This window comes from Ralstonia pickettii (genome assembly GCF_016466415.2).
Lineage (GTDB): Bacteria > Pseudomonadota > Gammaproteobacteria > Burkholderiales > Burkholderiaceae > Ralstonia > Ralstonia pickettii.
The window spans coordinates 463,854-486,243 of sequence record NZ_CP066771.1; the positions used below are offsets into that span (position 1 = coordinate 463,854).

The 22,390-nt window shown below is 61.9% G+C and carries 22 protein-coding genes; 15 read left to right on the forward strand and 7 right to left on the reverse strand.

Features of this window, described 5'->3' with window-relative positions:
- Window positions 1-421: 421 nt before the first annotated feature.
- The 4 genes from RP6297_RS02185 to RP6297_RS02200 all read left to right on the forward strand — a co-directional run bounded on the left by RP6297_RS02185 (window position 422) and on the right by RP6297_RS02200 (window position 5,000).
- Window positions 422-730, forward strand: a complete 309-nt coding sequence (locus tag RP6297_RS02185; protein WP_004635419.1) for a DUF485 domain-containing protein — start codon at window positions 422-424, stop codon at window positions 728-730.
- Window positions 727-2,457: a cation acetate symporter gene (locus RP6297_RS02190; RefSeq protein WP_004635416.1), complete on the forward strand. Its 1,731-nt coding sequence runs from the start codon at window positions 727-729 to the stop codon at window positions 2,455-2,457. The genes RP6297_RS02185 and RP6297_RS02190 overlap by 4 nt, the downstream gene beginning before the upstream one ends.
- Window positions 2,458-2,520: 63 nt before the next feature.
- A complete protein-coding gene (locus RP6297_RS02195; RefSeq protein ID WP_009239058.1) occupies window positions 2,521-4,347 on the forward strand; it encodes a DUF294 nucleotidyltransferase-like domain-containing protein in 1,827 nt (608 codons plus the stop codon).
- 2 nt (window positions 4,348-4,349) lie between these two features.
- Window positions 4,350-5,000 (forward strand): 3'-5' exonuclease, encoded by a 651-nt coding sequence (locus tag RP6297_RS02200; RefSeq protein ID WP_009239057.1) that lies wholly within the window; start codon window positions 4,350-4,352, stop codon window positions 4,998-5,000.
- 9 nt (window positions 5,001-5,009) lie between these two features.
- Here RP6297_RS02200 and RP6297_RS02205 read toward each other — a convergent pair whose 3' ends face one another.
- From RP6297_RS02205 to RP6297_RS02215, 3 genes are read right to left on the reverse strand one after another with little or no spacing between them, the layout of a single operon-like run.
- The gene (locus tag RP6297_RS02205; protein ID WP_009239056.1) at window positions 5,010-5,321 is read right to left on the reverse strand and encodes a DUF4212 domain-containing protein; all 312 of its coding nucleotides are present in this window, start codon (window positions 5,319-5,321) and stop codon (window positions 5,010-5,012) included.
- Window positions 5,318-6,898: a sensor histidine kinase gene (locus RP6297_RS02210; RefSeq protein ID WP_037027494.1), complete on the reverse strand. Its 1,581-nt coding sequence runs from the start codon at window positions 6,896-6,898 to the stop codon at window positions 5,318-5,320. The genes RP6297_RS02205 and RP6297_RS02210 overlap by 4 nt, the downstream gene beginning before the upstream one ends.
- Complete coding sequence (locus RP6297_RS02215) at window positions 6,891-7,598, reverse strand: response regulator (RefSeq protein ID WP_009239054.1); 708 nt, start codon at window positions 7,596-7,598, stop codon at window positions 6,891-6,893. The genes RP6297_RS02210 and RP6297_RS02215 overlap by 8 nt, the downstream gene beginning before the upstream one ends.
- Window positions 7,599-7,863: 265 nt before the next feature.
- On the opposite strand from RP6297_RS02215, the gene recA reads away from it, so the two are divergent.
- From recA to RP6297_RS02265, 10 genes are all read left to right on the forward strand, one after another.
- Window positions 7,864-8,922 carry a recombinase RecA gene (gene recA, locus RP6297_RS02220; protein ID WP_004635402.1) on the forward strand — a complete coding sequence of 353 codons (1,059 nt, stop codon included), beginning with the start codon at window positions 7,864-7,866 and terminating at the stop codon, window positions 8,920-8,922.
- A 110-nt stretch (window positions 8,923-9,032) separates the two neighbouring features.
- Window positions 9,033-9,512, forward strand: coding sequence for a recombination regulator RecX (recX, locus tag RP6297_RS02225; protein ID WP_004635401.1), 480 nt, complete (start codon window positions 9,033-9,035; stop codon window positions 9,510-9,512).
- Between the two features lie 286 nt (window positions 9,513-9,798).
- The gene (locus tag RP6297_RS02230) at window positions 9,799-10,425 is read left to right on the forward strand and encodes a DUF2889 domain-containing protein (protein ID WP_012761244.1); all 627 of its coding nucleotides are present in this window, start codon (window positions 9,799-9,801) and stop codon (window positions 10,423-10,425) included.
- A gap of 66 nt (window positions 10,426-10,491) precedes the next feature.
- Window positions 10,492-11,658: an ADP-forming succinate--CoA ligase subunit beta gene (gene sucC, locus RP6297_RS02235; protein ID WP_004635396.1), complete on the forward strand. Its 1,167-nt coding sequence runs from the start codon at window positions 10,492-10,494 to the stop codon at window positions 11,656-11,658.
- Between the two features lie 88 nt (window positions 11,659-11,746).
- Window positions 11,747-12,628: a succinate--CoA ligase subunit alpha gene (gene sucD, locus RP6297_RS02240; RefSeq protein ID WP_009239052.1), complete on the forward strand. Its 882-nt coding sequence runs from the start codon at window positions 11,747-11,749 to the stop codon at window positions 12,626-12,628.
- A gap of 160 nt (window positions 12,629-12,788) precedes the next feature.
- The gene (locus RP6297_RS02245; RefSeq protein ID WP_009239051.1) at window positions 12,789-13,484 is read left to right on the forward strand and encodes a TerC family protein; all 696 of its coding nucleotides are present in this window, start codon (window positions 12,789-12,791) and stop codon (window positions 13,482-13,484) included.
- Between the two features lie 184 nt (window positions 13,485-13,668).
- Window positions 13,669-14,181, forward strand: a complete 513-nt coding sequence (locus RP6297_RS02250; protein ID WP_009239050.1) for a pilin — start codon at window positions 13,669-13,671, stop codon at window positions 14,179-14,181.
- Between the two features lie 338 nt (window positions 14,182-14,519).
- A complete protein-coding gene (locus RP6297_RS02255; protein WP_009239049.1) occupies window positions 14,520-15,023 on the forward strand; it encodes a pilin in 504 nt (167 codons plus the stop codon).
- A gap of 222 nt (window positions 15,024-15,245) precedes the next feature.
- Window positions 15,246-16,982 carry a PglL family O-oligosaccharyltransferase gene (locus RP6297_RS02260; RefSeq protein WP_009239048.1) on the forward strand — a complete coding sequence of 579 codons (1,737 nt, stop codon included), beginning with the start codon at window positions 15,246-15,248 and terminating at the stop codon, window positions 16,980-16,982.
- Window positions 16,983-17,146: 164 nt separating this feature from the next.
- Complete coding sequence (locus RP6297_RS02265) at window positions 17,147-17,593, forward strand: pilin (RefSeq protein ID WP_009239047.1); 447 nt, start codon at window positions 17,147-17,149, stop codon at window positions 17,591-17,593.
- Between the two features lie 25 nt (window positions 17,594-17,618).
- On the opposite strand, the gene tnpC is transcribed toward RP6297_RS02265, so the two are convergent.
- From tnpC to moaC, 4 genes are all read right to left on the reverse strand, one after another.
- Window positions 17,619-19,148, reverse strand: coding sequence for an IS66 family transposase (gene tnpC / locus RP6297_RS02270; RefSeq protein ID WP_009238807.1), 1,530 nt, complete (start codon window positions 19,146-19,148; stop codon window positions 17,619-17,621).
- Between the two features lie 62 nt (window positions 19,149-19,210).
- On the reverse strand, window positions 19,211-19,501 hold the full coding sequence (tnpB, locus tag RP6297_RS02275; RefSeq protein ID WP_004633551.1) for an IS66 family insertion sequence element accessory protein TnpB: 291 nt from the start codon (window positions 19,499-19,501) through the stop codon (window positions 19,211-19,213).
- Window positions 19,502-19,542: 41 nt separating this feature from the next.
- A complete protein-coding gene (locus tag RP6297_RS02280) occupies window positions 19,543-19,830 on the reverse strand; it encodes a helix-turn-helix domain-containing protein (RefSeq protein WP_012435592.1) in 288 nt (95 codons plus the stop codon).
- A 255-nt stretch (window positions 19,831-20,085) separates the two neighbouring features.
- Window positions 20,086-20,562 (reverse strand): cyclic pyranopterin monophosphate synthase MoaC, encoded by a 477-nt coding sequence (gene moaC, locus RP6297_RS02285; RefSeq protein ID WP_009239046.1) that lies wholly within the window; start codon window positions 20,560-20,562, stop codon window positions 20,086-20,088.
- 105 nt (window positions 20,563-20,667) lie between these two features.
- Between moaC and RP6297_RS02290 the strand changes: the two genes are divergently transcribed.
- Entirely contained in the window at window positions 20,668-22,371 is a 1,704-nt protein-coding gene (locus RP6297_RS02290; RefSeq protein ID WP_009239045.1) for a beta-barrel assembly-enhancing protease, read from the forward strand.
- The last annotated feature ends 19 nt before the right edge of the window (window positions 22,372-22,390 follow it).

Here is a 22,390-nt window from a genome sequence, read left to right on the forward strand (position 1 = left end):
ACGGCGTTCTGACAGGCATGTGCCTTCCGATGCACGCGATTGGCGGTGACGATTTCAACGAAATCAAGCCCTTGGGTGCGCGCGGGCTGGCGCGCGGCGCATTGATTCGGCCGTCGCCGGGCTGCGTGCGCTGCATCATCCAACCGCCCGTTTGTATATGCAGTGCCAGACGGCATGCGCACCTTCTGCGAATGTGCATACGCACAAGAGGCACGCGGTTACCGACGTCGTTTTGGGCGATGGCTGTCGCTCCACGGCCGATTTGCCGCTGGATGTCGCGCACCGTTTCTTACGTTGTTGTGCGGCGCTAGGGAAAACCACTATCGCAGTAAACCGCCGCGGACGGCCTCAGTAAGAGTTCAGTCAGTTTCGCTATCCAGAATCGCCGCACACATTCCAAGAGCAAACCAGGAGACAGGCGATGCAGGATGGATTGGTAGGAAAAATCGAAGCGCATCCGAAATATGCGCAGCTCAAACAGAGACGCAACAGGCTTGGCCTCGTTCTGACAGTGCTGATGCTGGCCGTGTACTACGGCTACATTGCGCTGATCGCCTTCGATAAGGCATTTCTTGCCAAGCCCGTGGGTACAGGCGTGATGAGCGTGGGCATGCCCGTCGGTATGGCGGTCATCATCTTCACCGTCGTCATTACCGGCATCTACGTGCGCCGCGCCAACAGCGAATACGATCAACTGACGCAGGACATCCTGAAGGACGTCGCCAAATGAAGAAGATGCTTTCGATCCTGCTGGTGGCGCTACTGGCCGCTGGCGCCTGCGGAGCGGCTCTGGCTGCCGGCGGCGATGTCGGACAGACCGCCAAGCAGGAAACCAACACCACGGCCATCGTTCTGTTTGCTCTGTTTGTGGCCGGCACGCTGTGGATCACGAAGTGGGCGGCCAAGCGTACGCGCTCCGCGGCCGATTTCTACACGGCGGGCGGCGGCATCACCGGCTTTCAGAATGGCCTGGCCATTTCGGGCGACTACATGTCGGCAGCGTCCTTCCTCGGTATTTCCGCGGCCGTGATGACCTCCGGCTACGACGGCCTGATCTACTCCATCGGCTTTCTGGTCGGCTGGCCGATCATCACGTTTCTGATGGCCGAGCGGCTGCGCAATCTTGGCAAGTTCACCTTTGCAGACGTGGCAGGCTACCGGTTCGAGCAAGGCCCGATCCGCAGCTTTGCCGCCGTTGGCACGCTGGTGGTGGTGGCGTTCTATCTGATCGCTCAGATGGTGGGTGCAGGCCAGCTCATCAAACTGCTGTTCGGGCTGGATTACTGGATCGCGGTGGTCATCGTCGGTGCGTTGATGATGGTCTACGTGCTCTTCGGCGGTATGACCGCAACCACCTGGGTGCAGATCATCAAGGCGTGCATGCTGCTGGCTGGCGTGACGTTCATGGCCATCATGGTGCTGGCGCAGTACGGTTTCAGTCTGGAGGCGTTGTTCGCCAAGGCTGTGCAGGTCAAGACCGCCATTGCAGCCAATGCCGGCAAATCGCCCGATGAGGCCGCCAAGATCGGTCTGTCGGTGATGGCGCCGGGTGGCTTCATCAAGGATCCGATCTCGGCCATCTCGTTCGGCATGGCGCTGATGTTCGGCACCGCCGGTCTGCCTCACATCCTGATGCGTTTCTTCACGGTGCCCGATGCCAAGGAAGCACGCAAATCGGTCTTCTGGGCAACTACCTGGATCGGCTACTTCTACATCCTGATCTTTATCATCGGCTTTGGTGCGATCACGCTGGTGTTGACGAACCCCGAACTGTCCGACGTGGCCAAGGGTGTCATCAAGGGCGGCGCGGGCACGGCCAACATGGCTGCGGTACTGGTGGCCAAGACGGTGGGCGGCGACGTGTTCTACGGCTTCATCTCGGCCGTGGCGTTTGCCACGATTCTCGCGGTGGTAGCAGGGCTCACGCTGTCGGGTGCATCGGCGGTGTCGCATGACCTTTACGCCACGGTTTTCAAGCACGGCAAGGCCAACAGCGCCGACGAGCTGAAGGTCTCGCGCATCACCACGCTGGTGCTGGGCGTGATCGCCGTGCTGCTGGGCATCGCTTTCGAGAAGCAGAACATCGCGTTCATGGTGTCGCTGGCGTTTGCGGTGGCGGCATCGGCCAACTTTCCGGTGTTGTTCCTCTCGATGCTGTGGAAGGGCTGTACCACGCGTGGTGCGGTTATCGGCGGGTTCCTGGGGCTGATCTCGTCAGTGGGTCTGACGATCGTTTCGCCGTCGGTGTGGGAGGCCACGCTCGGCTATCCGAAGGGCTCGGCGTGGTTCCCGTACACGTCGCCCGCGCTGTTCTCGATGACGATCGGCTTCGTGGGCGTGTGGCTGTTCTCGGTGCTGGACAGCAGCGTTCGCGCCAAGAACGAAAAGGCGTCGTTTGCCGCGCAACAGGTCCGCTCGGAAACGGGCCTCGGTGCGGCTGGCGCATCGGGCCACTGATCGGCCACTGCCCACGCTGACCGGAGGCGGGTGACGCATTGCATCGCCCGCCTTCAGGCAACCATGCCCAGCGCTTTCAACTTCGCCGTCTGGCCGTTCGATTGCCTCAATCAGGACGAGCAGCGCCTGGTGCGCGACGCGGTCGACATCGGCTATTACCCAGAAGGGCAGACCATCCTCGACGCAGGTGCCGCACCGCTGCACCTGTTCGTGATCATCAAAGGCCGTGTCGGCCAGTACGACGGCGACGAGCTGATCGCTACCTTTGGCCCCGACGATTGCTTTGACGGCCGGGCGCTGGTGGCCGGCAAGGCAAGCAGCCGCTTCGTCGCTGCTGAAGAAGTGGTGGCTTATCAGGTGGCACGTCAGGCGGTGCGCGACCTTATTGCCGCCAACGCCACCTTCGGTGCGCTGCTTTTTTCCGATCTCGGCAGCAAGCTCAGCGCCATTGCTCAGCGGCAGAGCATGGAGACGATGCAGTCGCTGGCTGTCTCGCACGTGAGCGATGCCTTCATCCGGCCTGCCCATTTCGTTGATGCCGGCACAGACGTGGTCTCCGTGGTGAAGCTGTTTCAGGCACAGAACACCTCGAATGTGCTCGTGCGCGATGGCACCGCCAGCCCGCCGCGCGTGGGCATCTTCACACGCAGTTCGTTGCAGCGCGCCGTCCTGCAAGGCACTCCGCTGGATCGTCTGCCGGTTGGGCAGATGAGCCAATTCTCGCTGATCACCGTGCCGGCCTCTGCGCAGATCGGCGACGCGCTGACATTGATGCTGCGCCATCGCGTGCACCGGCTGGTCGTCACGCGCGGGGATGAGATTCTCGGTTTGCTCGAATCACTGGATGTGTTCAGCTTCCTGGCCAACCACTCGTATCTGCTGACAGTGCAGATCAACCTGGCCCAGAGTTTGGACGCGCTCGCGCAGGTGGCCGCCCAGATCACGCGGATGGTCACGCTGCTCACGCGTGGCGGCTCGCGCATTGACCACGTCGCCAGCCTCGTACGCGAAATCAACGCGCGCCTGTTCGAACGCGCTTGGCAGATGATCGCACCCCCGGAACTGGTGGAAAACAGTTGCCTGTTCGTCATGGGCAGCGAAGGGCGCGGCGAGCAACTGCTCAAGACCGATCAGGACAACGCGCTGGTGCTGCGCGATGGTTACGTGCCACCCGCGGACCTGCAGCGTATCGTCACGCGCTTCTCCGATGCGCTCGCCGCATTCGGCTACCCGCCTTGCCCCGGCGGCATCATGCTCAGCCGGCCCGAGTGGTGCATGACCGCGAGCGACTTCGCGCGGCGCATTCGCGAATGGCTAATTCTGCCGAGCCCCGAGGGCCTGATGCATCTGGCGATTTTCTTCGACGCCCATGCGGTGTGCGGCGATGTCGCCTTGCTCAAGCAACTGCGGCGCGCGCTGCTGGAATTGACGGTCGACAATGATGCCGTCCTCGGCCGCTTTGCCGCTGCTGTTGAAGCTTTCAGTGCCGCGCCGGGCTGGCGCGATCGCCTGCTCGGGTTTGGCGATTCCGACCCCGTACTCGACGTGAAGAAGGAGGGCATCTTCCCGATCGTTCACGGGGTGCGCAGCCTTGCGCTCGCCCACCGGATACTCGACGAGACAGGCACCGTGCCGCGCCTGGAAGCTCTGGTGCGCGCCGGGGCGCTCGACGCGCACATGGCCGCCGAGCTGGGCGATAGCCTGCACTTCCTGATGATGCTGCGGCTTAAGGCCGGGCTGGCGGAAATCGATGCGCATCAACCGGTGTCGAGCGACGTGCATCTGGCGCGCCTTTCGTCGCTGGAGCGCGATCTGCTCAAGGACGCGTTGAGCACTGTCAAACGGTTCAAAGCGCTGCTCCGGCAGCGCTGGCGGACCGAGTGGATGTGATCATGGGTGGGCGGCTTGCGAGCTGGCTGCAGGTTCTGCAAAGGCAGCGCCAGATGCGCAAGTTGCGCGATCCGGCGTTCCGCTTCCTGCTCGATGCACCGCCCCCAGGCGAGTGGGTCGCGCTTGATTGCGAGACCACCGGCCTGAACGTGCGCACCGACGAGATTGTCTCCATCGGTGCCGTCCGTATCGTCGGCAATCGCATTCTGACAAGCGAACCCCTGGAGTTGCTGATCCGGCCGCAAGGGGAGATGCGCCCAGAAAGCATCTGCGTGCATCGCCTGCGCAATCGCGACCTGGACAGCGGGGTGTCGATCGAGCAGGCCATTCATGCACTGCTGCACTTCATTGGCAGCAGGCCCTTGGTCGGCTATTACCTTGAGTTCGATGTGGCGATGCTCAATCGGGTGGTAGTGCCCATGCTCGGCATCGGCTTGCCGCAGCCCAAGATCGAAGTCTCGGCCCTTTACTACGACTATCAATTCGAGCAGCTGCCGCCGTATCGGCAGCAGGGCGACCCCGATCTCGACCTGCGCTTCGCCACCGTCATGAAGGAACTCGACTTGCCGACCTGGGATGCGCACGACGCGCTGAACGACGCGGTGATGGCTGCGTTGGCCTTTGTGAAGCTGCGCCAATTGGGAGCAGCGTAACGCGCGGTGTCAGATAGACGGCGGCTGGGTGGGTTCCGACGTATCGCGCTGCACCGCTTCTTCGTGTTCGGCGGCCGTATCTGCAGCGCGGTTGGTGCGCCATGCGTACAGCACGGTAATCAGCACATAGACGATGGGCGCACCTTGCGCGCCAACCCAGTACGCGAAGGTCCAGTCCGAGTTGAAGAGGTGCATCGACAGGTCGCGTGCAAAAAACGCGATCACAAACGTCACCACGAACCACACTGCGAGCAGCGCTGCGATCCAACGCATGTTGGCAATCCACCTGCGGCGCGCCGGTGTTCCGGGCGTGATGCTCATGCGGAGGCCTCCTCGCCAGCCGAGGCGCGATGCAGCGTGATGCGAAAGCGCGCGCCCGCCAGCCGCGGCGATGCCTGATACACGTTGTCGAGCACCTCGATGTCTCCGCCGTGCTGCTGCACGATCTCGCGCACGATGGCCAGGCCCAGCCCGCTGCCCTCGGCCTGCGTGCCGAGGATGCGGTAGAAGCGCTGCATCACGCGTTCGCGCTCGGCCACGGGGATGCCGGGGCCGGTGTCATCCACGTCGATGAAGACGAACGGCTCGAATGGCGCGGTGGTGACGCGCACGGTGACATGTCCGCCGTCGGGTGTGTAGCGGATCGCGTTGTCGAGCAGGTTGTTGAGCATCTCGGCGAGCATCGTCGCATTGCCCGAAATCGTGACGGGCGGCCCCGGCTCCTCGAAGCCGAGGTCGATCTGCTTGGCCCACGCCTTGGGCAGCCAGTCGGCCACTACTCGGCGCGACAGCGCGCAGATATCCAGCGGCACCATACCGTCGGTGGCGCCCATGTTTTCCATGCGTGCCAGCGAAAGCAACTGCTTGACGAGGTGCGCGGTGCGATCCGAGCTGTCGGCGATATGCGCGAGCGTGCGGCGCAGCTCGTCGGGCGACTGCTCGCGCTGTGCCAGCTCGGCCTGCATGCGCAGGCCGGCCAGCGGCGTTTTCATCTGATGCGCGGCATCCGCAATGAAGCGCTTCTGCGTGTGCACCGATTGCTCCAGCCGCCCGAGCAGATCATTGAACGATGCCACCAGCGGCGTCAGCTCCTGCGGCGCCGCGCCTTCGTCGATGGGGCTGGTGTCGCCCGGGTTGCGCGCGCGGATGCGTTCCTGAATCGCATTGAGCGGCGCCAGCCCGCGCGTGAGGCCAAACCACACCAGGATCACCGCCAACGGCAGGATCACGAACTGCGGCAGGATCACGCCCTTGATGATTTCGTTGGCGAGTTGTGCGCGCTTGTCGAGCGTCTCCGCCACTTGCACCAGCGCGGGTTTGCCGCCGGAGCCCGGCCGCTGCACGAAGGTATACGCAACACGGATCTCCGCGCCATGGATGTGGTCGTCGCGCAGTTGCACGAGGCCGCCGGCGTTGGCGTCTTCTTCGGGCGGCAGCGGGAGGTCGCGGTCCCCGGAGACAAACTCGCCGTTGGTACCGAGCACCTGGTAATAGATATTGTCGGTTTCGTCGGCACGCAAAATCTCACGCGCCGAGATTGGCAGCTGCAGCGTCACGCGGCCATTCACCTCGCGCAGTTGCTGGCTGAGCACGATCGCGCTCGATTCCAGCGCGCGGTCATATGGCGCATTCGCGATCGACTTGGCCACCAGGTACGTCACCGCAATGCTCATCGGCCACAGCAACAGCAGCGGCGCGAGCATCCAGTCGAGAATTTCGCCGAAGAGGGATCGGGCGACGGGCCGCGTGGCGTCGTCTTCGAGGTGGGGGAGGGTGTCGGCGAGGTTGCCGCCGCCATCGCCTCCGTCATCGCGGCCGTCTGCCCCTGGCGCCGTGCCGGCACGTTCGCGGAGCAACGCGCGATCCCGACGCCACGGCCAGGCCAGCCGATCACCCATGGGCGGCGGCGGTGGTCGTCGGGGTGGCCACGCGTTCCAGGCAGTAGCCGAGTCCGCGCACGGTAGCGATGCGGATGCCTTCCACCTCGATCTTCTTGCGCAGGCGGTGGATGTAGACCTCGATGGCGTTGTTGCTGACTTCTTCGCCCCAGCCGCACAGGTGGTCGACCAGTTGTTCTTTCGACACCAGGCGGCCGACGCGCGCCAGCAGAATCTCCAGCAACCCGATCTCGCGCGCCGACAGTTCCACCACCTGATCATGGATATAGGCAATGCGCCCGACCTGATCGAACGCCAGCGGCCCATGGCGCACGAGCGTGGCACCGCCGCCCGTGCCGCGCCGCACCAGCGCGCGCACACGCGCTTCCAGCTCGGACAGCGCGAACGGTTTGGCCATGTAATCGTCGGCGCCCAGGTCCAGGCCCTTGACGCGCTCTTCCACGCTGTCGGCGGCGGTCAGGATCAGCACCGGCAGCATGGCCCCGCGCGAGCGCAGGCGCTTGAGAACCTCCAGCCCCGACATGCGCGGCAGGCCCACGTCGAGAATCAGGAGGTCATAGGTCTGGGCCGTCTGTGCGGACAGCGCCGCGTCGGCAGTCGCCCCGTCGGAGGCTTGGTCGACGGCATAACCCGCCTGGCGCAGCGAGCGTGTGAGCCCGTCAGCCAGCGTGGCGTCGTCTTCGGCAATCAGGATGCGCATGCGTGTCTCCCCGCGATGCCGGGCAAGATATCTTGCCCATCCCGCCTGCTACATTGTTTTCGCGCGACAACTGTTCTGGAGACTTGTCAAAACCACTGGTTTTTTATACAGTACTCCGAATTCGCGGTGCTGTAGTCTTGGCGGCGCTAAAGTCATGGAATGGGTCGCGTCGGGGCAATCACCCAGCGGCCCGTTGTTGCAGGCAACCGCTGGAATCGCAAGCCCTTGCGGCCCATTTATACACCAATTTGCACGAAGGACGACCATGGAAGACGGTAAGAAGGCAGCCACGATGAGCGCAGAAAAGCAGAAGGCGCTGGCTGCCGCGCTCGCGCAGATCGAAAAGCAGTTCGGCAAGGGCTCCATCATGAAGATGGGCGACGCCGAGGTCGAGCCGGTCCAGGTCGTGTCGACGGGTTCACTCGGGTTGGACGTGGCGCTGGGTGTTGGCGGCCTGCCGCGCGGCCGCGTCATTGAAATCTACGGTCCTGAATCGTCGGGTAAGACCACGCTGACGCTGCAAGTGGTTGCCGAGATGCAGAAATTGGGCGGCACGTGCGCCTTCATCGACGCGGAACATGCGCTTGACGTCACTTACGCCGACAAGATTGGCGTGAGCGTGCCGGACCTGCTGATCTCCCAGCCGGACACGGGCGAACAGGCCCTGGAAATTGCCGATGCGCTGGTGCGCTCAGGCTCGGTCGACCTGATCGTCATCGATTCGGTGGCCGCACTGGTGCCGAAGGCTGAAATCGAAGGCGAAATGGGCGACGCGCTGCCCGGCCTGCAGGCCCGTCTGATGAGCCAGGCGCTGCGCAAGTTGACCGGCACCATCAAGAAGACCAATTGCATGGTCATCTTCATCAACCAGATCCGCATGAAGATCGGTGTGATGTTCGGCTCGCCGGAAACCACCACGGGCGGTAACGCGCTCAAGTTCTACGCTTCGGTGCGTCTGGACATCCGCCGTATCGGCTCGATCAAGCGGGGCGACGACGTGGTCGGCAACGAAACCAAGGTCAAGGTCGTCAAGAACAAGGTGGCGCCGCCGTTCCGCGAAGCTATCTTCGACATCCTCTACGGTCAGGGCGTATCGCGCGAGGGCGAGATCATCGACCTGGGCGTGGAAGCCAAGGTGGTCGAGAAGTCTGGCGCCTGGTACAGCTACGGCGGCGAACGCATCGGCCAGGGCCGCGACAACTGCCGCGAATACCTGCGCGAGAACCCCGACCTTGCCCGTGAGATCGAGAACAAGGTCCGCGAGCAACTGGGCGTGACGCCGATGGGCGCCGTCGCAGTGGCCGAGGAAGTCGGAGAAGAGTAATTGGGTTGGCCGTCGGCGCAGATCGATGGCTCTATCGAGCTTCATACGCCTGCCGTTCCCCAACGGTGGGCGTTTTTCTTTGGAACCCGCTTCTTGAACGTCAAATCCGCATGCCGTTGCCACGTCAACCGTTATCGCTGAAGGCACGTGCGCTGGGCTATCTGTCTCGGCGCGAGCACAGCCGCGTCGAATTGCGCCGTAAGTTGGTCCCGCACGCCGAGTCCGCCGAGGAGGTCGACGCGCTGCTGGATTGGCTGGAGGGCGAAAACTGGCTCTCCAACACGCGTTTTGCCGAAAGCATGGTGCACCGCCGCGCGGGCCGCTACGGTACAGCGCGCTTGATGCAGGAGTTGAAAACGCATCAGCTCGGCGAAGAGACGCTGGGCGAGGTCAAGGCGCAACTGCAAAGCACGGAAGCAGTCCGGGCGAAAGCCCTGTGGGAAAAACGCTTCGGCCGCCCACCGGCCGACCTGGCCGAACGGGCCAAGCAGGTGCGATACATGATGGCGCGCGGATTCTCCCGTTCCGTAGTGTCGCGCATCATCGCAGGGGCGGATGAGCTGCTGGAAGATGGCGACATGTCGGACTGAACATCGACGATCTCGCAACAATTCAGGCGGACAATCCTCTTGTGTGCAGATTACGTGGGTTGCACCTCATGCGATCGTTGCAACCACTTTCACACTGCATTGCAGCACGCGACCAGTCCGGTCGTGACGACGTGTTAAAATCCTGGCCTTTGATATCGCCCTCAATTTCGGTTGCAGGGCGGTAGTGTTCGTGTGTGGCGGCTGATGCGCTGCCGCATACGTCCCGTAGGCGATGCACGCGATCTGCGTGCGCCGCCTCCATCGGTCCTATCGGTCTGTCTGGTCCATGCCTCTGTCTGCTCCCCTCCCGCGCTCCATGCGCCACCGCCGTGCCATCACGGTCGAGGCCTATTTGCGGGAAGACGGCCTGTGGGACATTGAAGCGCGCCTGACCGACATCAAACCTCGCGATATCCCCCTGGCCAGCGGTGGCGTGCGCCCTGAAGGCGAGCCGCTGCATGACCTGTGGCTGCGCGTGACCATCGATACCCGCATGAACGTTGTGGATGCCGAAGCGTGTTCCGACTGGGTGCCGTATCCCACCCATTGCGACACGATTGGCCCGGCCTACCGAAAGCTCATCGGCCTGAACCTGATGAAGGGTTTTCGAAAGGCCTCGCGTGAGAGACTTGGCGGCGTGGCGGGCTGTACGCACCTGACCGAGCTCTGTGGTGTGCTGCCGACCGCTGCCATCCAGGCCTTCGCGGGCGACGTCTTTCCGGTGCGCGATAACTCCAACGACCTGCGTCCCATCGAGCCCGGCGAGAAGCCGCCGTACCAACTCCACGGCTGCCATGCCCTGCATCTCGAGGGTGAGGTGGTCCGCAAGCATTACCCGCGCTGGTTTGCATACCAGCCCGAAGCCAAGATCCAACCGCCACCCACCGAGCTGTCGCTTGAGCCCTCGTCCTGAAGGGCACCGCGCCGTTCGCGTTTTCAATACTCATCACACTCACTCTGCCTAGCAAAGGAAACACGCATGAATATCCATGAGTACCAAGGCAAGGAAATCCTGCGCAAATACAATGTGCCGGTTCCGCGCGGCATTCCGGCCTTCTCGGTCGACGAGGCCATCAAGGCTGCTGAAACCCTGGGCGGCCCGGTGTGGGTCGTGAAGGCACAGATTCACGCGGGTGGCCGTGGCAAGGGCGGCGGCGTGAAGGTTGCCAAGAGCATCGAGCAGGTCAAGGAATACGCCAGCAGCATCCTGGGCATGACGCTGGTGACGCACCAGACCGGTCCGGAAGGCAAGCTGGTCAAGCGCCTGCTGATTGAAGAAGGCGCGGACATCAAGAAGGAACTGTACGTGTCGCTGGTGGTGGACCGTGTGTCGCAGCAAGTGGCGCTGATGGCCTCGAGCGAAGGCGGCATGGACATCGAAGAAGTCGCCGAATCGCACCCGGAAAAGATCCACACGCTGCTGATCGATCCGCAAGCCGGTCTGCAAGACGCTCAGGCTGACGACATCGCCCGCAAGATCGGCGTGCCGGATGCTTCGATCGCGCAAGCCCGCCAGGCCCTGCAAGGCCTGTACAAGGCGTTCTGGGAAACCGACGCTTCGCAAGCTGAAATCAACCCGCTGATCCTGACCGGCGACGGCAAGGTCATCGCGCTGGACGCCAAGTTCAACTTCGACTCGAACGCGCTGTTCCGTCACCCGGAAATCGTGGCGTACCGCGATCTGGATGAAGAAGACCCGGCCGAAATCGAAGCCTCGAAGTTCGACCTGGCTTACATCTCGCTCGACGGCAACATCGGCTGCCTGGTGAATGGCGCTGGTCTGGCCATGGCGACGATGGACACCATCAAGCTGTTCGGCGGCGAGCCGGCCAACTTCCTCGACGTGGGCGGCGGTGCCACCACCGAGAAGGTGACCGAAGCCTTCAAGCTGATGCTGAAGAACCCGGACGTGAAGGCCATTCTGGTCAACATCTTCGGCGGCATCATGCGTTGCGACGTGATCGCCGAAGGCGTGATCGCTGCAGCCAAGGCTGTGTCGCTGTCGGTGCCGCTGGTGGTGCGCATGAAGGGTACCAACGAAGACCTCGGCAAGAAGATGCTGGCCGACTCGGGTCTGCCCATCATCGCCGCAGACACGATGGCAGAGGCCGCCGAGAAAGTCGTGGCCGCAGCCGCCGGCAAGTAAGCCGCCCGCTGACCCAACCATACGCGAACGCGAGTTGCGCCCGCTGCTGAGTACGTCGGCGCGGCTCGCTGCATAAAAGGATTACAGCATGTCGATTCTGATCAATAAAGACACCAAGGTCATCACCCAGGGGATCACCGGTAAGACCGGCCAATTCCACACCCGCGGCTGCCGCGACTACGCCAACGGCAAGAACTGCTTCGTCGCAGGCGTGAACCCGAAGAAGGCCGGCGAAGACTTCGAAGGTATTCCCATCTACGCGACCGTCAAGGACGCCAAGGCACAGACAGGCGCGACCGTGTCGGTGATCTACGTGCCGCCCGCAGGCGCCGCTGATGCAATCTGGGAAGCCGTTGAGGCCGAGCTGGATCTGGTGGTTTGCATCACCGAAGGCATCCCCGTGCGCGACATGATGATGGTCAAGGACAAGATGCGTAAGGCCGGTAGCAAGACGCTGCTGCTGGGCCCGAACTGCCCGGGCCTGATCACGCCGGACGAAATCAAGATCGGCATCATGCCGGGTCACATCCACCGCAAGGGCCGCATCGGCGTGGTGTCGCGCTCGGGCACGCTGACGTACGAAGCCGTGGGCCAGCTGACCGCGCTGGGCCTGGGCCAATCGTCGGCAGTCGGTATCGGCGGCGACCCGATCAACGGCCTGAAGCACATCGACGTGATGAAGATGTTCAACGACGATCCGGAAACGGACGCCGTGGTCATGATCGGTGAGATCGGCGGTCCGGACGAAGCCAACGCGGCTTACTGGATCAAGGACAACATGAAGAAGCCGGTGGTGGGCTTCATCGCTGGCGTGACCGCGCCTCCGGGCAAGCGCATGGGCCACGCCGGCGCGCTGATCTCGGGCGGTGCCGACACCGCGCAAGCCAAGCTGGACATCATGGAAGAATGCGGCATCAAGACCACCAAGAACCCGTCGGAAATGGCACGTCTGCTCAAGGCGATGCTGTAATCGACGAAGTTTGAGGTTGTGCGAGAACGGGGGCTTCGGCTCCCGTTTTTGTTTGATCGCGATGCAGCATGCGATCCAGGCACGACATGTGTATAAGCGGGCGAGAGGCTGCAAACCGAATCACCTTCCGCCAACCCCCAAGGACATCCTCGACAACACTATGGCGCTCACCTCAAGCGCATTCTGGTTCGCACTCGGCTCCATCATCCTGACCAACATCGTGCTGTCGGGCGACAACGCGGTCGTCATCGCGCTGGCCGCACGCAACCTGCCGAAGCGCCAGCAGAAGCAGGCCATTTTCTGGGGCAGCGCCGGCGCCATTGTGCTGCGCGTGGTGTTGACCGTGCTGGCCGTCAAGCTCCTTGCCTTGCCATATCTGAAAACGATTGGCGCGGTGCTGCTGGTCTACATCGGCGTGAAGCTGCTCACGGATGCCGAAGACGAAGCCGCCGATCGCCATCAGCGCGACGGCCTGTGGCCTGCCATCCAGACCATCCTGATCGCCGACTTTGTGATGTCGCTCGATAACGTCGTCGCCGTGGCCGCCGCGGCCGAGAAGGGGCCGCCGGGCACCACATTCCTGCTGCTGGTGCTGGGGCTTGGGTTGTCGGTGCCGCTGATCGTATTCGGCAGCACGTTGCTGGTGGGTGTCATGGCGCGCTTTCCCGTCATCATCACACTCGGGGCGGCACTGCTCGGCTATCTGGCGGGCGACATGCTCGTCACCGATCCCATTGATGCCGCGTGGTTTGAGCGCGCGGTGCCGTACGCGGATGTGGTGGTGGGGTGCGTTGGGGCGCTGCTTGTCGTGGGCGTCGGCCGGTGGCTGAGCCGGCGAACGTTGCGCCAGGCTTAGTCCGAACGAATCCCCCCGAAAGCAGGTGATGACGGGTTCTGTCCCAAACTCTGTCAAGAACGGTCAGACTTGCGCCGCAAATTTCGACAAAGCGCGCCAGTTTTTCCCCCGAAATATGGTATGTGCCTTGGCATAGTCCGTGCACGGTGGCGTCCCAACAACAAAATGCCTTTGGGGAGAGGTCATGAGCATCAAGCACAGCAAGGGACCAAGGAGTCAGGCGGGCGGTTTTACGCTGATCGAACTGATGATCGTGGTGGCGATCGTTGGGATTCTGGCGGCGGTTGCGCTGCCGGTTTACAACAACTACATGGTCAAGTCGAAGTTGACCGAAGCGACGACGACGTTGGATGCCGCACGGGTTGCAGTCAACGAGGCGTACTCGTCCAACAGTGGCATCTTTCCGAGTGCAAGTTCGCCGCCCATCATTACTCAGGCTGTGGCGAGCAACGCCCAGTATGTGACCGGAATCAAGTACAACAATCCCGGAACGAGTTCCGGCGTTGGCGTCGTCGTGACGCTGGGCAACACGGGTAACGCTCAAATCGATGGTCATTACCTGGGGATGTTCGGTACGGGCAAGGCTGACGGAACGGTGGTGTGGATCTGCGCGACCGCGCAAACAGCGAACGACTCTGCTTCGGGAGCCGCCGTGCAATCCATGTATCCATATTTGCCGGCGGCGTGCCAGAACTGACAGGATCAAGAGCGACGGCCCGCATGGGCTCATATGTGTGTTGGGGCGGGCAACGGGTGCGCAACTCGTTGCCCGCGTCGTTTTCGAGTCGAAGGCCATCGGGCGCCATCTGAGCGGCAGGGGGCGTTCAGAAACGAATCAATGCGCAAGCCATAATTGTGATTTATAAGGCATAAAACTAACGACTTCTGTCATGATGTGCCAATAATTGTCATTCAATATTGCCCACCGTTGTCCATGGTGGGCGCGTTTTACCGGCTAGAACGTAGATTTGGAGTTGGCACGATCCCTGCTCTAGTTCCGCCGCTTCACCTTTAACCAAATATCCGGGGGAATTTATGAAGTCGCTGCGTCTGAACAAGCGTGTCCAGAAGGGTTTCACGCTGATCGAACTGATGATCGTGGTTGCGATCGTCGGTATTCTGGCTGCCATTGCGCTGCCGGCTTACAACAACTACATGGTCAAGTCGAAGCTCACGGAGGCAACGACGCTGTTGGATTCTGCACGTGCCGCTATTTCTGAGGCTTATGCAAACGGGGGTAATACTTTCCCGTCCACGGCGAATGCGCCTATCCCCACGGCACCCGCTTCGAATGCGAAGTACGTGACGGCTGTCAACTACACTGCTTCCACTGCGGCTTCGCAAGTGGGCGTCGTGGTCACCCTGGGCAATACGGGTTCAAGCCAAATTGACGGTAAGCTGCTCGGTCTTTTCGGCGTTGGCGGGCCGGATGGTACCGTGAGCTGGACATGTGGTACCGCTACTTCAGCTACCGCTACTGCGTCAGGGGCTTCGCAAGTTGCGATGTATCCGTATCTGCCGGCAAACTGCCAACACTAAGGCTTGGCTTGTTGTGCTGTAGAAAGTTATATTTCTGTTGCACATGCATACGAGAAGGCGCCTTCGGGCGCCTTTCTCACTTTATGAGTTAGTCGTTGCTACGTTGTCTGAATGAGTGGCGCGTCTTCGGGCCTGCTCCGCAACACTCGCGGCGCCGGGGGGGGGGCGGCTTCCGCTGCAGCGCTAGCTCGCTACCCCTCCGGGATCTCGCAAATTTCACTAATGCTACGACTTCAAGTTCTGTCGGCGCTGCTCTGGTTCGCCATTGCCACATGTGGAGCAATTCCATATCTGGTGGCGTTGCACACGTTTCCGATCGCCACGTTTTATAGCGAATTCGCGACAGGTCTATGTTGGATAGCTGTAGCGGCCGCGACACTTCTCCTGACATTGGGTAATTGGACGGGGCTCCCGAAAATTGCGCTGGCCCCGCTGGGCTTGATCGCAGTGCTCTTTGTGCAACTGCAGGTGTCGGTTCCTCTAAATCCCTACCTGTCGTTGATGGCGGTGGTATTCCTTATCGCAGCAACTATGGCTATCGGGTTGGGCGCTCGTTGCCGCTCGTTGCCCGGCATGCTTGAGGCGTTCGCTGTCGGCTTGATCCTGGGAGGGGTACTTACGGTCGGGATCGAATTGATGCAGTTGTTTCGCATAGACGCAAAGCTTCCGCAAGAGGTGATCGGGATGATGCCTAGCGGAACGGGTCGGCGGATGTGGGCGAATATGAATCAGCCCAATCATGTTGCATCGTATCTTGGCTTCGGTCTCGCTGCTTGTGTATTTCTGGCGTCGAAATACAAACGCGCGCGGGCTCTATTAGGATCGACTATGCTCGCGTTTCTGTTGGGCATGTCATTAACCGTTTCCCGAATTACCTGGCTGCATATCGCTGTCGTCGGCATCCTTGCGGGATTGACCTGGACCACGCACATGCGAGGCTCGCGACGGTGGGTGATGATGTGCGTCCCGGTGGTCGGCTTACTGGTAATTTACCAGCTGTGCAACTGGTTAGTGACGTATGTTAATGCGCTTTACCATCTCGATTTGCCCACGTCACTGGCCGCACGTATGCAGGAAGGGGTGGGGTTGCGGCAGTTGCTATGGACGCATGCTTGGCACATGTTTGTGGGAAGCCCATGGTTGGGCGCGGGTTGGGGGGACTACGCCTGGAACCAGTATGTGCAAACTGATGTGTTAGGCAAGGTCGAAATGTCTATGAATGCACACAATCTTGTGCTGGACCTCTTGGCAAAGGTAGGTTTGGCAGGAGCGATTGCAGTCATTCTGCCTTTCCTTAGCCTTGTATGGAGCGTGCGAACCCGCCATTTGACCCCGGCACCAGCATTTATGTATGCGGTCATTTTTGTCACGGTAGGACACTCCATGCTGGAGTACCCCTTGCACTATCTCTTCTTTCTACTGCCGTTTGCGTTTGCGCTGGGTTATGTAGACGAACGAATCTTGCGGTTTCCCTCGGCAGGTATGTCGTGGGCTTTGATTGCTATTGCCTCCATCTGTGCCATAGCGATCATGGTGCCAATATGGGGCGACTATAAGGCGGTAGAGCGTCTGCACTACAGCCCGGAAGGGTTTGCAAAAGAGTTGGGCCGGTACTACGCGTATGGGGCGACGCCGCTCCTGCTGCCCTATGAAAACTTAGCGATGGCAGCGAATTGGACCGTCAGGCCTGCTATCGCGGGATCACTGGCGAAGCTGGAGCTTCAGGCTGTGCAATTCTTTCCGGCTTCAAGTGTCGTGCAGCGGTATGCACTGTCACTCGCTTATCTGGGTAAGACGGATGATGCTGTCGTGCAAGTCAGGCGTTTGCATAATCATTACTGGATGGATTACGCCAATCAATCGACTATCATTGCTCAAGCGTGCGGCCAGAAACAGGATGTGCTTAAGGCGTTCTGTTCAAGGTTGCGATCGGAAAATCTCCTTGCCAGTACAGACTGAGGAAGGCTATCGGTCCCGGCTACAGCGCTCTTTCGTTCCCTTGATACTTTATGAGGTGTATGTAAAAATTCGTTGTGAGTGAAATAAATCAGCGCGGCTTCCATTAATCTTGACTCGCTTCATCTCCTCCGGGCGAGATGAAATTCACCGATGATGGAGTATCGATGCGAGTCAAGTATCAGAAGGTTTCTCGGCGCCAACGTGGCTTTACGCTCATTGAGCTGATGATTGTGGTGGTGATTATCGGCATTCTGGCCGCTATTGCGGTCCCGCAATATCAAGACTACGTGACGCGTTCCAGGTGGGCGGATGTGTATGCGCAAATTCAACCGTTGAAGCTTGCAATTGCTGAATGTGCCCAAAAAAATAGTGGGACGATTGCGGGAACATGCGATACCGAGAACCTCCTAAAGGAGCAAACGGGCTACTCAACACTCCCGAAGCCGCCAAATGTAACGCTAACCCTGGGTGTCGGAGGCATCGTCACCATGGCAGGGACAGCCGTTATGGGAAGCTGCACGGTTACCGCCACTCCTGACAATACGACGAATCCGAACGTGATAACGTGGGCTCTTGCCGGCACAGGCCCCAAGCCGTGCAGCCCATCGTAAGCACCCGGTGAACCCGTCTTGCCAGCTAGGTGGCGCTGGGCGTCCAGCGATGCGGGAGCAGTTCGGCGATGTCGGCCGCCTTGTGGGTCGGCAGTCGCGTGAGGACGTCTTTCAGATAGGCGTAGGGATCGTGCCCGTTGAGCTTGGCCGATTGGATCAGGCTCATGACGGCAGCCGCGCGTTGACCGGCGCGCAGTGAGCCTGCAAACAACCAATTGGAGCGACCCAGGGCAACCGGCCGGATCTGTCGCTCGACGTGGTTGTTGTCGATGGGCACCGTCGGGTCGTCGAGGTAACGCACGAGAGCCGGCCACCGCTTGAGGCTGTAGTCAATGGCCCGCGCGATCGCCGAGCCGTCTGGGACGCGGCGTCGCTGTTCCTCGAGCCAGGCGTGCAGCCGCTCTAGAATCGGGCCAGCCCTTTGTTGCCGCGCTGCCAGGCGCTGGTCTGGCTCAGCATCCCGCACTTGCGCCTCGATCTCGTACAAGCTCACCATGTAGCGCAGTGCCTGGCCCGCCAATTCGCTCTTGTGCTTGTCGTGCAGTTCAAAGAACTTGCGCCGCGAATGGGCCATGCAACCGATCTCAGTGACGCCACCGTCGAAGCTGGCCTTGTAGCCGGCGAAGTCATCACATACCAGCTTGCCTTGCCACTGCCCCAGGAACGCGCGAGCGTGCTCGCCGCTGCGGCTGGGCGCAAACTGGTAAATCACCGCGCGCATCTTCTCGAACTCGCTCGGCGCATAGGCCCACAGGTAGGCGCGGTGCGTCTTGCCATTGCCGGGCGCGAGCATCTGCACTGGCGTTTCGTCGGCGTGCAGAACACCGTGGCTCAGAACCTCTTCTTGCAGGGCGTCCACCAGCGGTTGCAGACGCACGCCACAGATGCCCACCCACGCGCCCAGTGTCGATTGCGGGATGGCCAGACCGGCGCGCGCATAGATGCGCTCCTGCCGATACAGGGGAAGGTGGTCGCCGAACTTGGACACCAGCGTATGTGCCAGCAGTCCGGCCGTCGGGATGCCTTTGTCGATGACGTGGGGTGGCACCGGCGTCTGCACCAGCGTCTCACACTGATCGCACACCCATTTGCCGCGGATGTGACGCTCCACGGTGAACGTGCCCGGCGTGTAGTCCAGCTTCTCGCTGATGTCTTCGCCAATGCGCTTGAGCGCACACCCACAGGTGCAGGTCTCTGCGTCCGGCTCGTGGTGGATGTCGGTGCGCGGCAACTGCGGCGGCAATGCCTGGCGCTTGGGCTTGCTCTTGGCTTCAGATTTGGACGACGGCAGGAGCGCTTCCAGTTCGGTCTCAATCGCCTCGAGGTCTGCGTCAATGGCTTCGTCCAGCAGACTCGCCTGTTCAGATGTCAGTTGCTCGCTGCGCTTGCCGAACTTCCAGCGCTTGTGGATGGCCAGCTCGTGTGTGAGCTGGTCGATCTTGGCTTGCCGGTACCGCAACTCCCGGTCCTTCTCGCCGACCTGGGCCATCAACTGCGCAGCCAGTGTGCGCAGTTCGTCCGGGCTCAGGGCATCGAGGTTGGTGGGTAGGTTCATGCGGCGAGTCTGCCAGAACCCCAAGTCCTCTGGAAGGAAGCCAGTTTACGGCTTTGGGGGTATTACACGACCGTGATCGCGTGGTCGTGGGTGAGCGTCTGCCAAGGCAGCCCCGTCACCAGCGCACGCAATTGCTCGGGATTGAGCGCCGTGGCGATCGCCTGGTCGCCGTTCGTCCAGATGAAGCGCCCCTTGTTGAGGCGCCGCGCGGCCAGCCAGATGCCGAAGCCGTCGTAGACCAGCACCTTCATGCGCGTCGAACTCTTATTGGCAAACAGGTAGGCGTGGTGGGGGCGTGCCGCGCCGAACACCTTGACGACCCGCGCGAGGATCGTTTCGGTACCGGCGCGCATGTCCAGCGGCTCCACGGCCAACCAGATCGCGTCCACCCGAATCAACGCAACCACCCTTGCAGCCACTGGGCGCACTGCGCTGCGGCCGATCCCGGCCAGCGAAGACTGATCGTCGTCGCGCCACGGCGGACTTCGATCTGGATGTCCGGCACGGCAGTGGTCGGCTCGCCGATCCGCAACGGGATGAACTCGCCTTGCGGCACCCTCATCAACTCGCGGTCCTCAGGCGCGCCATTCTTTGCTTCCTGCTCGGCGACCCAGCGCCGCAGCAGATTCGCATTGAGGCGATGGTGCAGGGCTATCGCCGCGATCGAAACACCCGGCTGCATGCACTCCTGCACTGCCTTGGCCTTGAACTCGGCGCTATGCCGACGTCGGCGCCGTATTGGCGCGCTCTCTTCGATAGTGTCCACGTGTCCACCTAGAACTAGATGGACACGATGCTCCTTGCTACGCGGGTCCCCTTCAAGACGGGTTCACCGGGTGCTTACAGCCCATCGAAGACTGGCGTACCGGCTAAGGAAAATATCGAGACTTAACGCGATGAAAAAAAAGCGCTGGCCAGGCGCTCTTTTTTTTGTGTGTCAGTCCGCCACCCAATCCCCCGATTTCCCCCCATGCTTTTCCAATAGCCGCACATCCCCAATCACCATCCCCCGATCCACAGCCTTACACATGTCGTAGATCGTCAGCAGCCCCACCTGCACCGCAGTCAACGCTTCCATCTCCACCCCGGTCTGCCCACGCGTCTCCGCCCGAACCGTACAGCGGACGGTGTGTGATGCCTCATCCAAGGAAAACTCCACCGCCACCTTCGTCAACGCCAACGGATGACACAACGGAATCAAATCCGAAGTCCGCTTGGAGCCTTGAATCGCCGCAACGCGCGCAATCCCCAGCACATCGCCTTTCTTGGCGTTGCCATCGCGCACCAGCGCAAAGGTCTCGGGCAGCATGCGGATCGTGCCGGTGGCGACGGCCACGCGGTGCGTGACGGCCTTGTCGCCGACGTCGACCATATGGGCTTGTCCGGCGGAATCGAAGTGCGTGAGTTGCGACATGAGTGACAGCGCGTTTTGCGGGGCAGGGTAAGAAGCGTTTTATGATAGCAAGCACCCGGCTTGCGGCGATGTGGCCGCGCTGATTCCGCTCTCCGTGCTTTCCGTATGACGCTTTCCCTTTTTCGGCCGCGCGTCCGCAAGCTGACGGCCGCTGTGTTGTTGTCGACGTGGCTGGCGCCCTTGCCGTTGCCTGTGCTGGCGCAGGCGGTGGCCTCTTCCCCGCCGGCCTCCGTCAACCCGGGGTTGGGTTCCGCCGCGGCAGCGGATCAGGTGCAGAGCAACCTGAACCGCAGCGTGCAGATCGGCCGGCAGTCGCCGTATTTGCCGAAGGAGCCGACCGTCATCGACGCGCCGACGTACGAGTTGCCCGATATGGGCGATCCGTCGACGGCGTCGCTGTCGCCCGAGATGGAGCGACGCCTGGGTGACCGCGTGATGCGCCAGATCCGGCGCGATCCGGATTTCGTGCCCGATCCGCTGATCACCGACTACCTCAATACCATCGGCTACAAGCTGATCGAAGCGGCGCGCCGTCAGCATGTGGCGGGCAGTACCTCCGCGTCGAGCTTTGAGTTGTTTGCGGTGCGGGACCCGGGCATCAACGCGTTTGCGTTGCCGGGCGGCTACATCGGCGTGAACACGGGTACGTTGGTCGCAACCGAGAGCGAATCGGAGCTGGCCTCGGTGCTCGGCCACGAAATCGGCCACGTGCTGCAGCGGCATATTGCACGCGGCATCGATAAATCCGGCGAGTCGATGTGGATTGCGCTGGCGTCGATTCTGCTGGCCGGTCTGGCGGCCACGAAGAGCGGGGACGCCGCGCAGGCGCTGGCGATGGGCGGGCAGGCCGCCGCGGTGTCGAACCAGCTCGCGTTCTCGCGTGGCGCGGAGCGCGAGGCCGACCGCGTCGGTTTCACGCTGCTCACGGGCGCCGGCTACAACCCGGACGGCATGCCGGACTTTTTCCGTCGTCTGCAGCGCGTCACGAACATTGCCGATACGGGCGTGATTCCCGGCTATGCGCGCACCCACCCGCTGACCGGCGAACGCATCGCCGACATGGAAGACCGCGCGCGTGGCCTGCCGCATCCGCGCCAGCCGCGTCGCCCGGAATTTGGTTTTGCGAAGGTGCGTGCGCGCGTGCTGCAGGAAACGTCGACGAGCGGCTACATCGACGTGCGCAACGCGATGCGCTCGCAATTGTCGTCGGCGCCGGACGCGCCGGTGGAGAAGCGCGCGGCCCTGTGGTACGGCGTAGCAGTTGCCAATCAGATGGCGGGGCGGCTGGATGAGGCCGAGCAAGCTCTGCAGGAAGCGCGACGCCTGTACGGCAACATTCCCGGCATCACGTCGGGCAGCGTCGAGCTGGACGTCACGGCCATCGAACTGGCACGCGCGCGTAACCGTGCGCCCGAGGCGCTGACGTTGGCACGCGCGGCGCTGGCTGCGTATCCGCTGTCGCGCGCGGTGGGCATTACCTATGCGCAAACGCTGCTCTCGGCCGGCCGGACCGACGACGCGATCCCGTATCTGAAAGACAAGACCCGTGAAGACACTGCCCAGCCGATCTGGTGGGAGATGCTCGCCCGTGCCTACGCCGACAAGGGCAAGCGCGTTGAGCAGCATCGCGCGCTGGCGGAGAAATATGCGCGGGATGGGGCGTGGGGGTCGGCAGTGGAGCAGCTCAAGCTCGCCCGCGATGCGGGGGATGCGGATTTCTACACGCTATCCGAAGTCGATGCGCGCTTGCACCAGATGGAGCGTCAATACCGGGAAGAGAAGGCGGAAGACAAGGCGCTGCCGAAGTAGGGCCGGTGGGCCTATCGAG

What these genes read in the sequence shown, in the direction of transcription:
- RP6297_RS02210 (WP_037027494.1), bottom strand. Translation starts at nt 6,898, where the DNA reads ATGGGTGATCGGCTGGCCTGGCCGTGGCGTCGGGATCGCGCGTTGCTC.
- RP6297_RS02260 (WP_009239048.1), top strand. Translation starts at nt 15,246, where the DNA reads ATGCTACGACTTCAAGTTCTGTCGGCGCTGCTCTGGTTCGCCATTGCC.
- RP6297_RS02205 (WP_009239056.1), bottom strand. Translation starts at nt 5,321, where the DNA reads ATGAGCATCACGCCCGGAACACCGGCGCGCCGCAGGTGGATTGCCAAC.
- RP6297_RS02215 (WP_009239054.1), bottom strand. Translation starts at nt 7,598, where the DNA reads ATGCGCATCCTGATTGCCGAAGACGACGCCACGCTGGCTGACGGGCTC.
- RP6297_RS02250 (WP_009239050.1), top strand. Translation starts at nt 13,669, where the DNA reads ATGAGCATCAAGCACAGCAAGGGACCAAGGAGTCAGGCGGGCGGTTTT.
- sucD (WP_009239052.1), top strand. Translation starts at nt 11,747, where the DNA reads ATGTCGATTCTGATCAATAAAGACACCAAGGTCATCACCCAGGGGATC.
- RP6297_RS02290 (WP_009239045.1), top strand. Translation starts at nt 20,668, where the DNA reads ATGACGCTTTCCCTTTTTCGGCCGCGCGTCCGCAAGCTGACGGCCGCT.
- RP6297_RS02245 (WP_009239051.1), top strand. Translation starts at nt 12,789, where the DNA reads ATGGCGCTCACCTCAAGCGCATTCTGGTTCGCACTCGGCTCCATCATC.
- tnpB (WP_004633551.1), bottom strand. Translation starts at nt 19,501, where the DNA reads ATGCGCGCCGGTACCGAAACGATCCTCGCGCGGGTCGTCAAGGTGTTC.
- RP6297_RS02185 (WP_004635419.1), top strand. Translation starts at nt 422, where the DNA reads ATGCAGGATGGATTGGTAGGAAAAATCGAAGCGCATCCGAAATATGCG.
- RP6297_RS02195 (WP_009239058.1), top strand. Translation starts at nt 2,521, where the DNA reads ATGCCCAGCGCTTTCAACTTCGCCGTCTGGCCGTTCGATTGCCTCAAT.
- RP6297_RS02255 (WP_009239049.1), top strand. Translation starts at nt 14,520, where the DNA reads ATGAAGTCGCTGCGTCTGAACAAGCGTGTCCAGAAGGGTTTCACGCTG.
- tnpC (WP_009238807.1), bottom strand. Translation starts at nt 19,148, where the DNA reads ATGAACCTACCCACCAACCTCGATGCCCTGAGCCCGGACGAACTGCGC.
- RP6297_RS02230 (WP_012761244.1), top strand. Translation starts at nt 9,799, where the DNA reads ATGCCTCTGTCTGCTCCCCTCCCGCGCTCCATGCGCCACCGCCGTGCC.
- sucC (WP_004635396.1), top strand. Translation starts at nt 10,492, where the DNA reads ATGAATATCCATGAGTACCAAGGCAAGGAAATCCTGCGCAAATACAAT.
- moaC (WP_009239046.1), bottom strand. Translation starts at nt 20,562, where the DNA reads ATGTCGCAACTCACGCACTTCGATTCCGCCGGACAAGCCCATATGGTC.
- recX (WP_004635401.1), top strand. Translation starts at nt 9,033, where the DNA reads ATGCCGTTGCCACGTCAACCGTTATCGCTGAAGGCACGTGCGCTGGGC.
- RP6297_RS02190 (WP_004635416.1), top strand. Translation starts at nt 727, where the DNA reads ATGAAGAAGATGCTTTCGATCCTGCTGGTGGCGCTACTGGCCGCTGGC.
- RP6297_RS02280 (WP_012435592.1), bottom strand. Translation starts at nt 19,830, where the DNA reads ATGCAGCCGGGTGTTTCGATCGCGGCGATAGCCCTGCACCATCGCCTC.
- recA (WP_004635402.1), top strand. Translation starts at nt 7,864, where the DNA reads ATGGAAGACGGTAAGAAGGCAGCCACGATGAGCGCAGAAAAGCAGAAG.
- RP6297_RS02200 (WP_009239057.1), top strand. Translation starts at nt 4,350, where the DNA reads ATGGGTGGGCGGCTTGCGAGCTGGCTGCAGGTTCTGCAAAGGCAGCGC.
- RP6297_RS02265 (WP_009239047.1), top strand. Translation starts at nt 17,147, where the DNA reads ATGCGAGTCAAGTATCAGAAGGTTTCTCGGCGCCAACGTGGCTTTACG.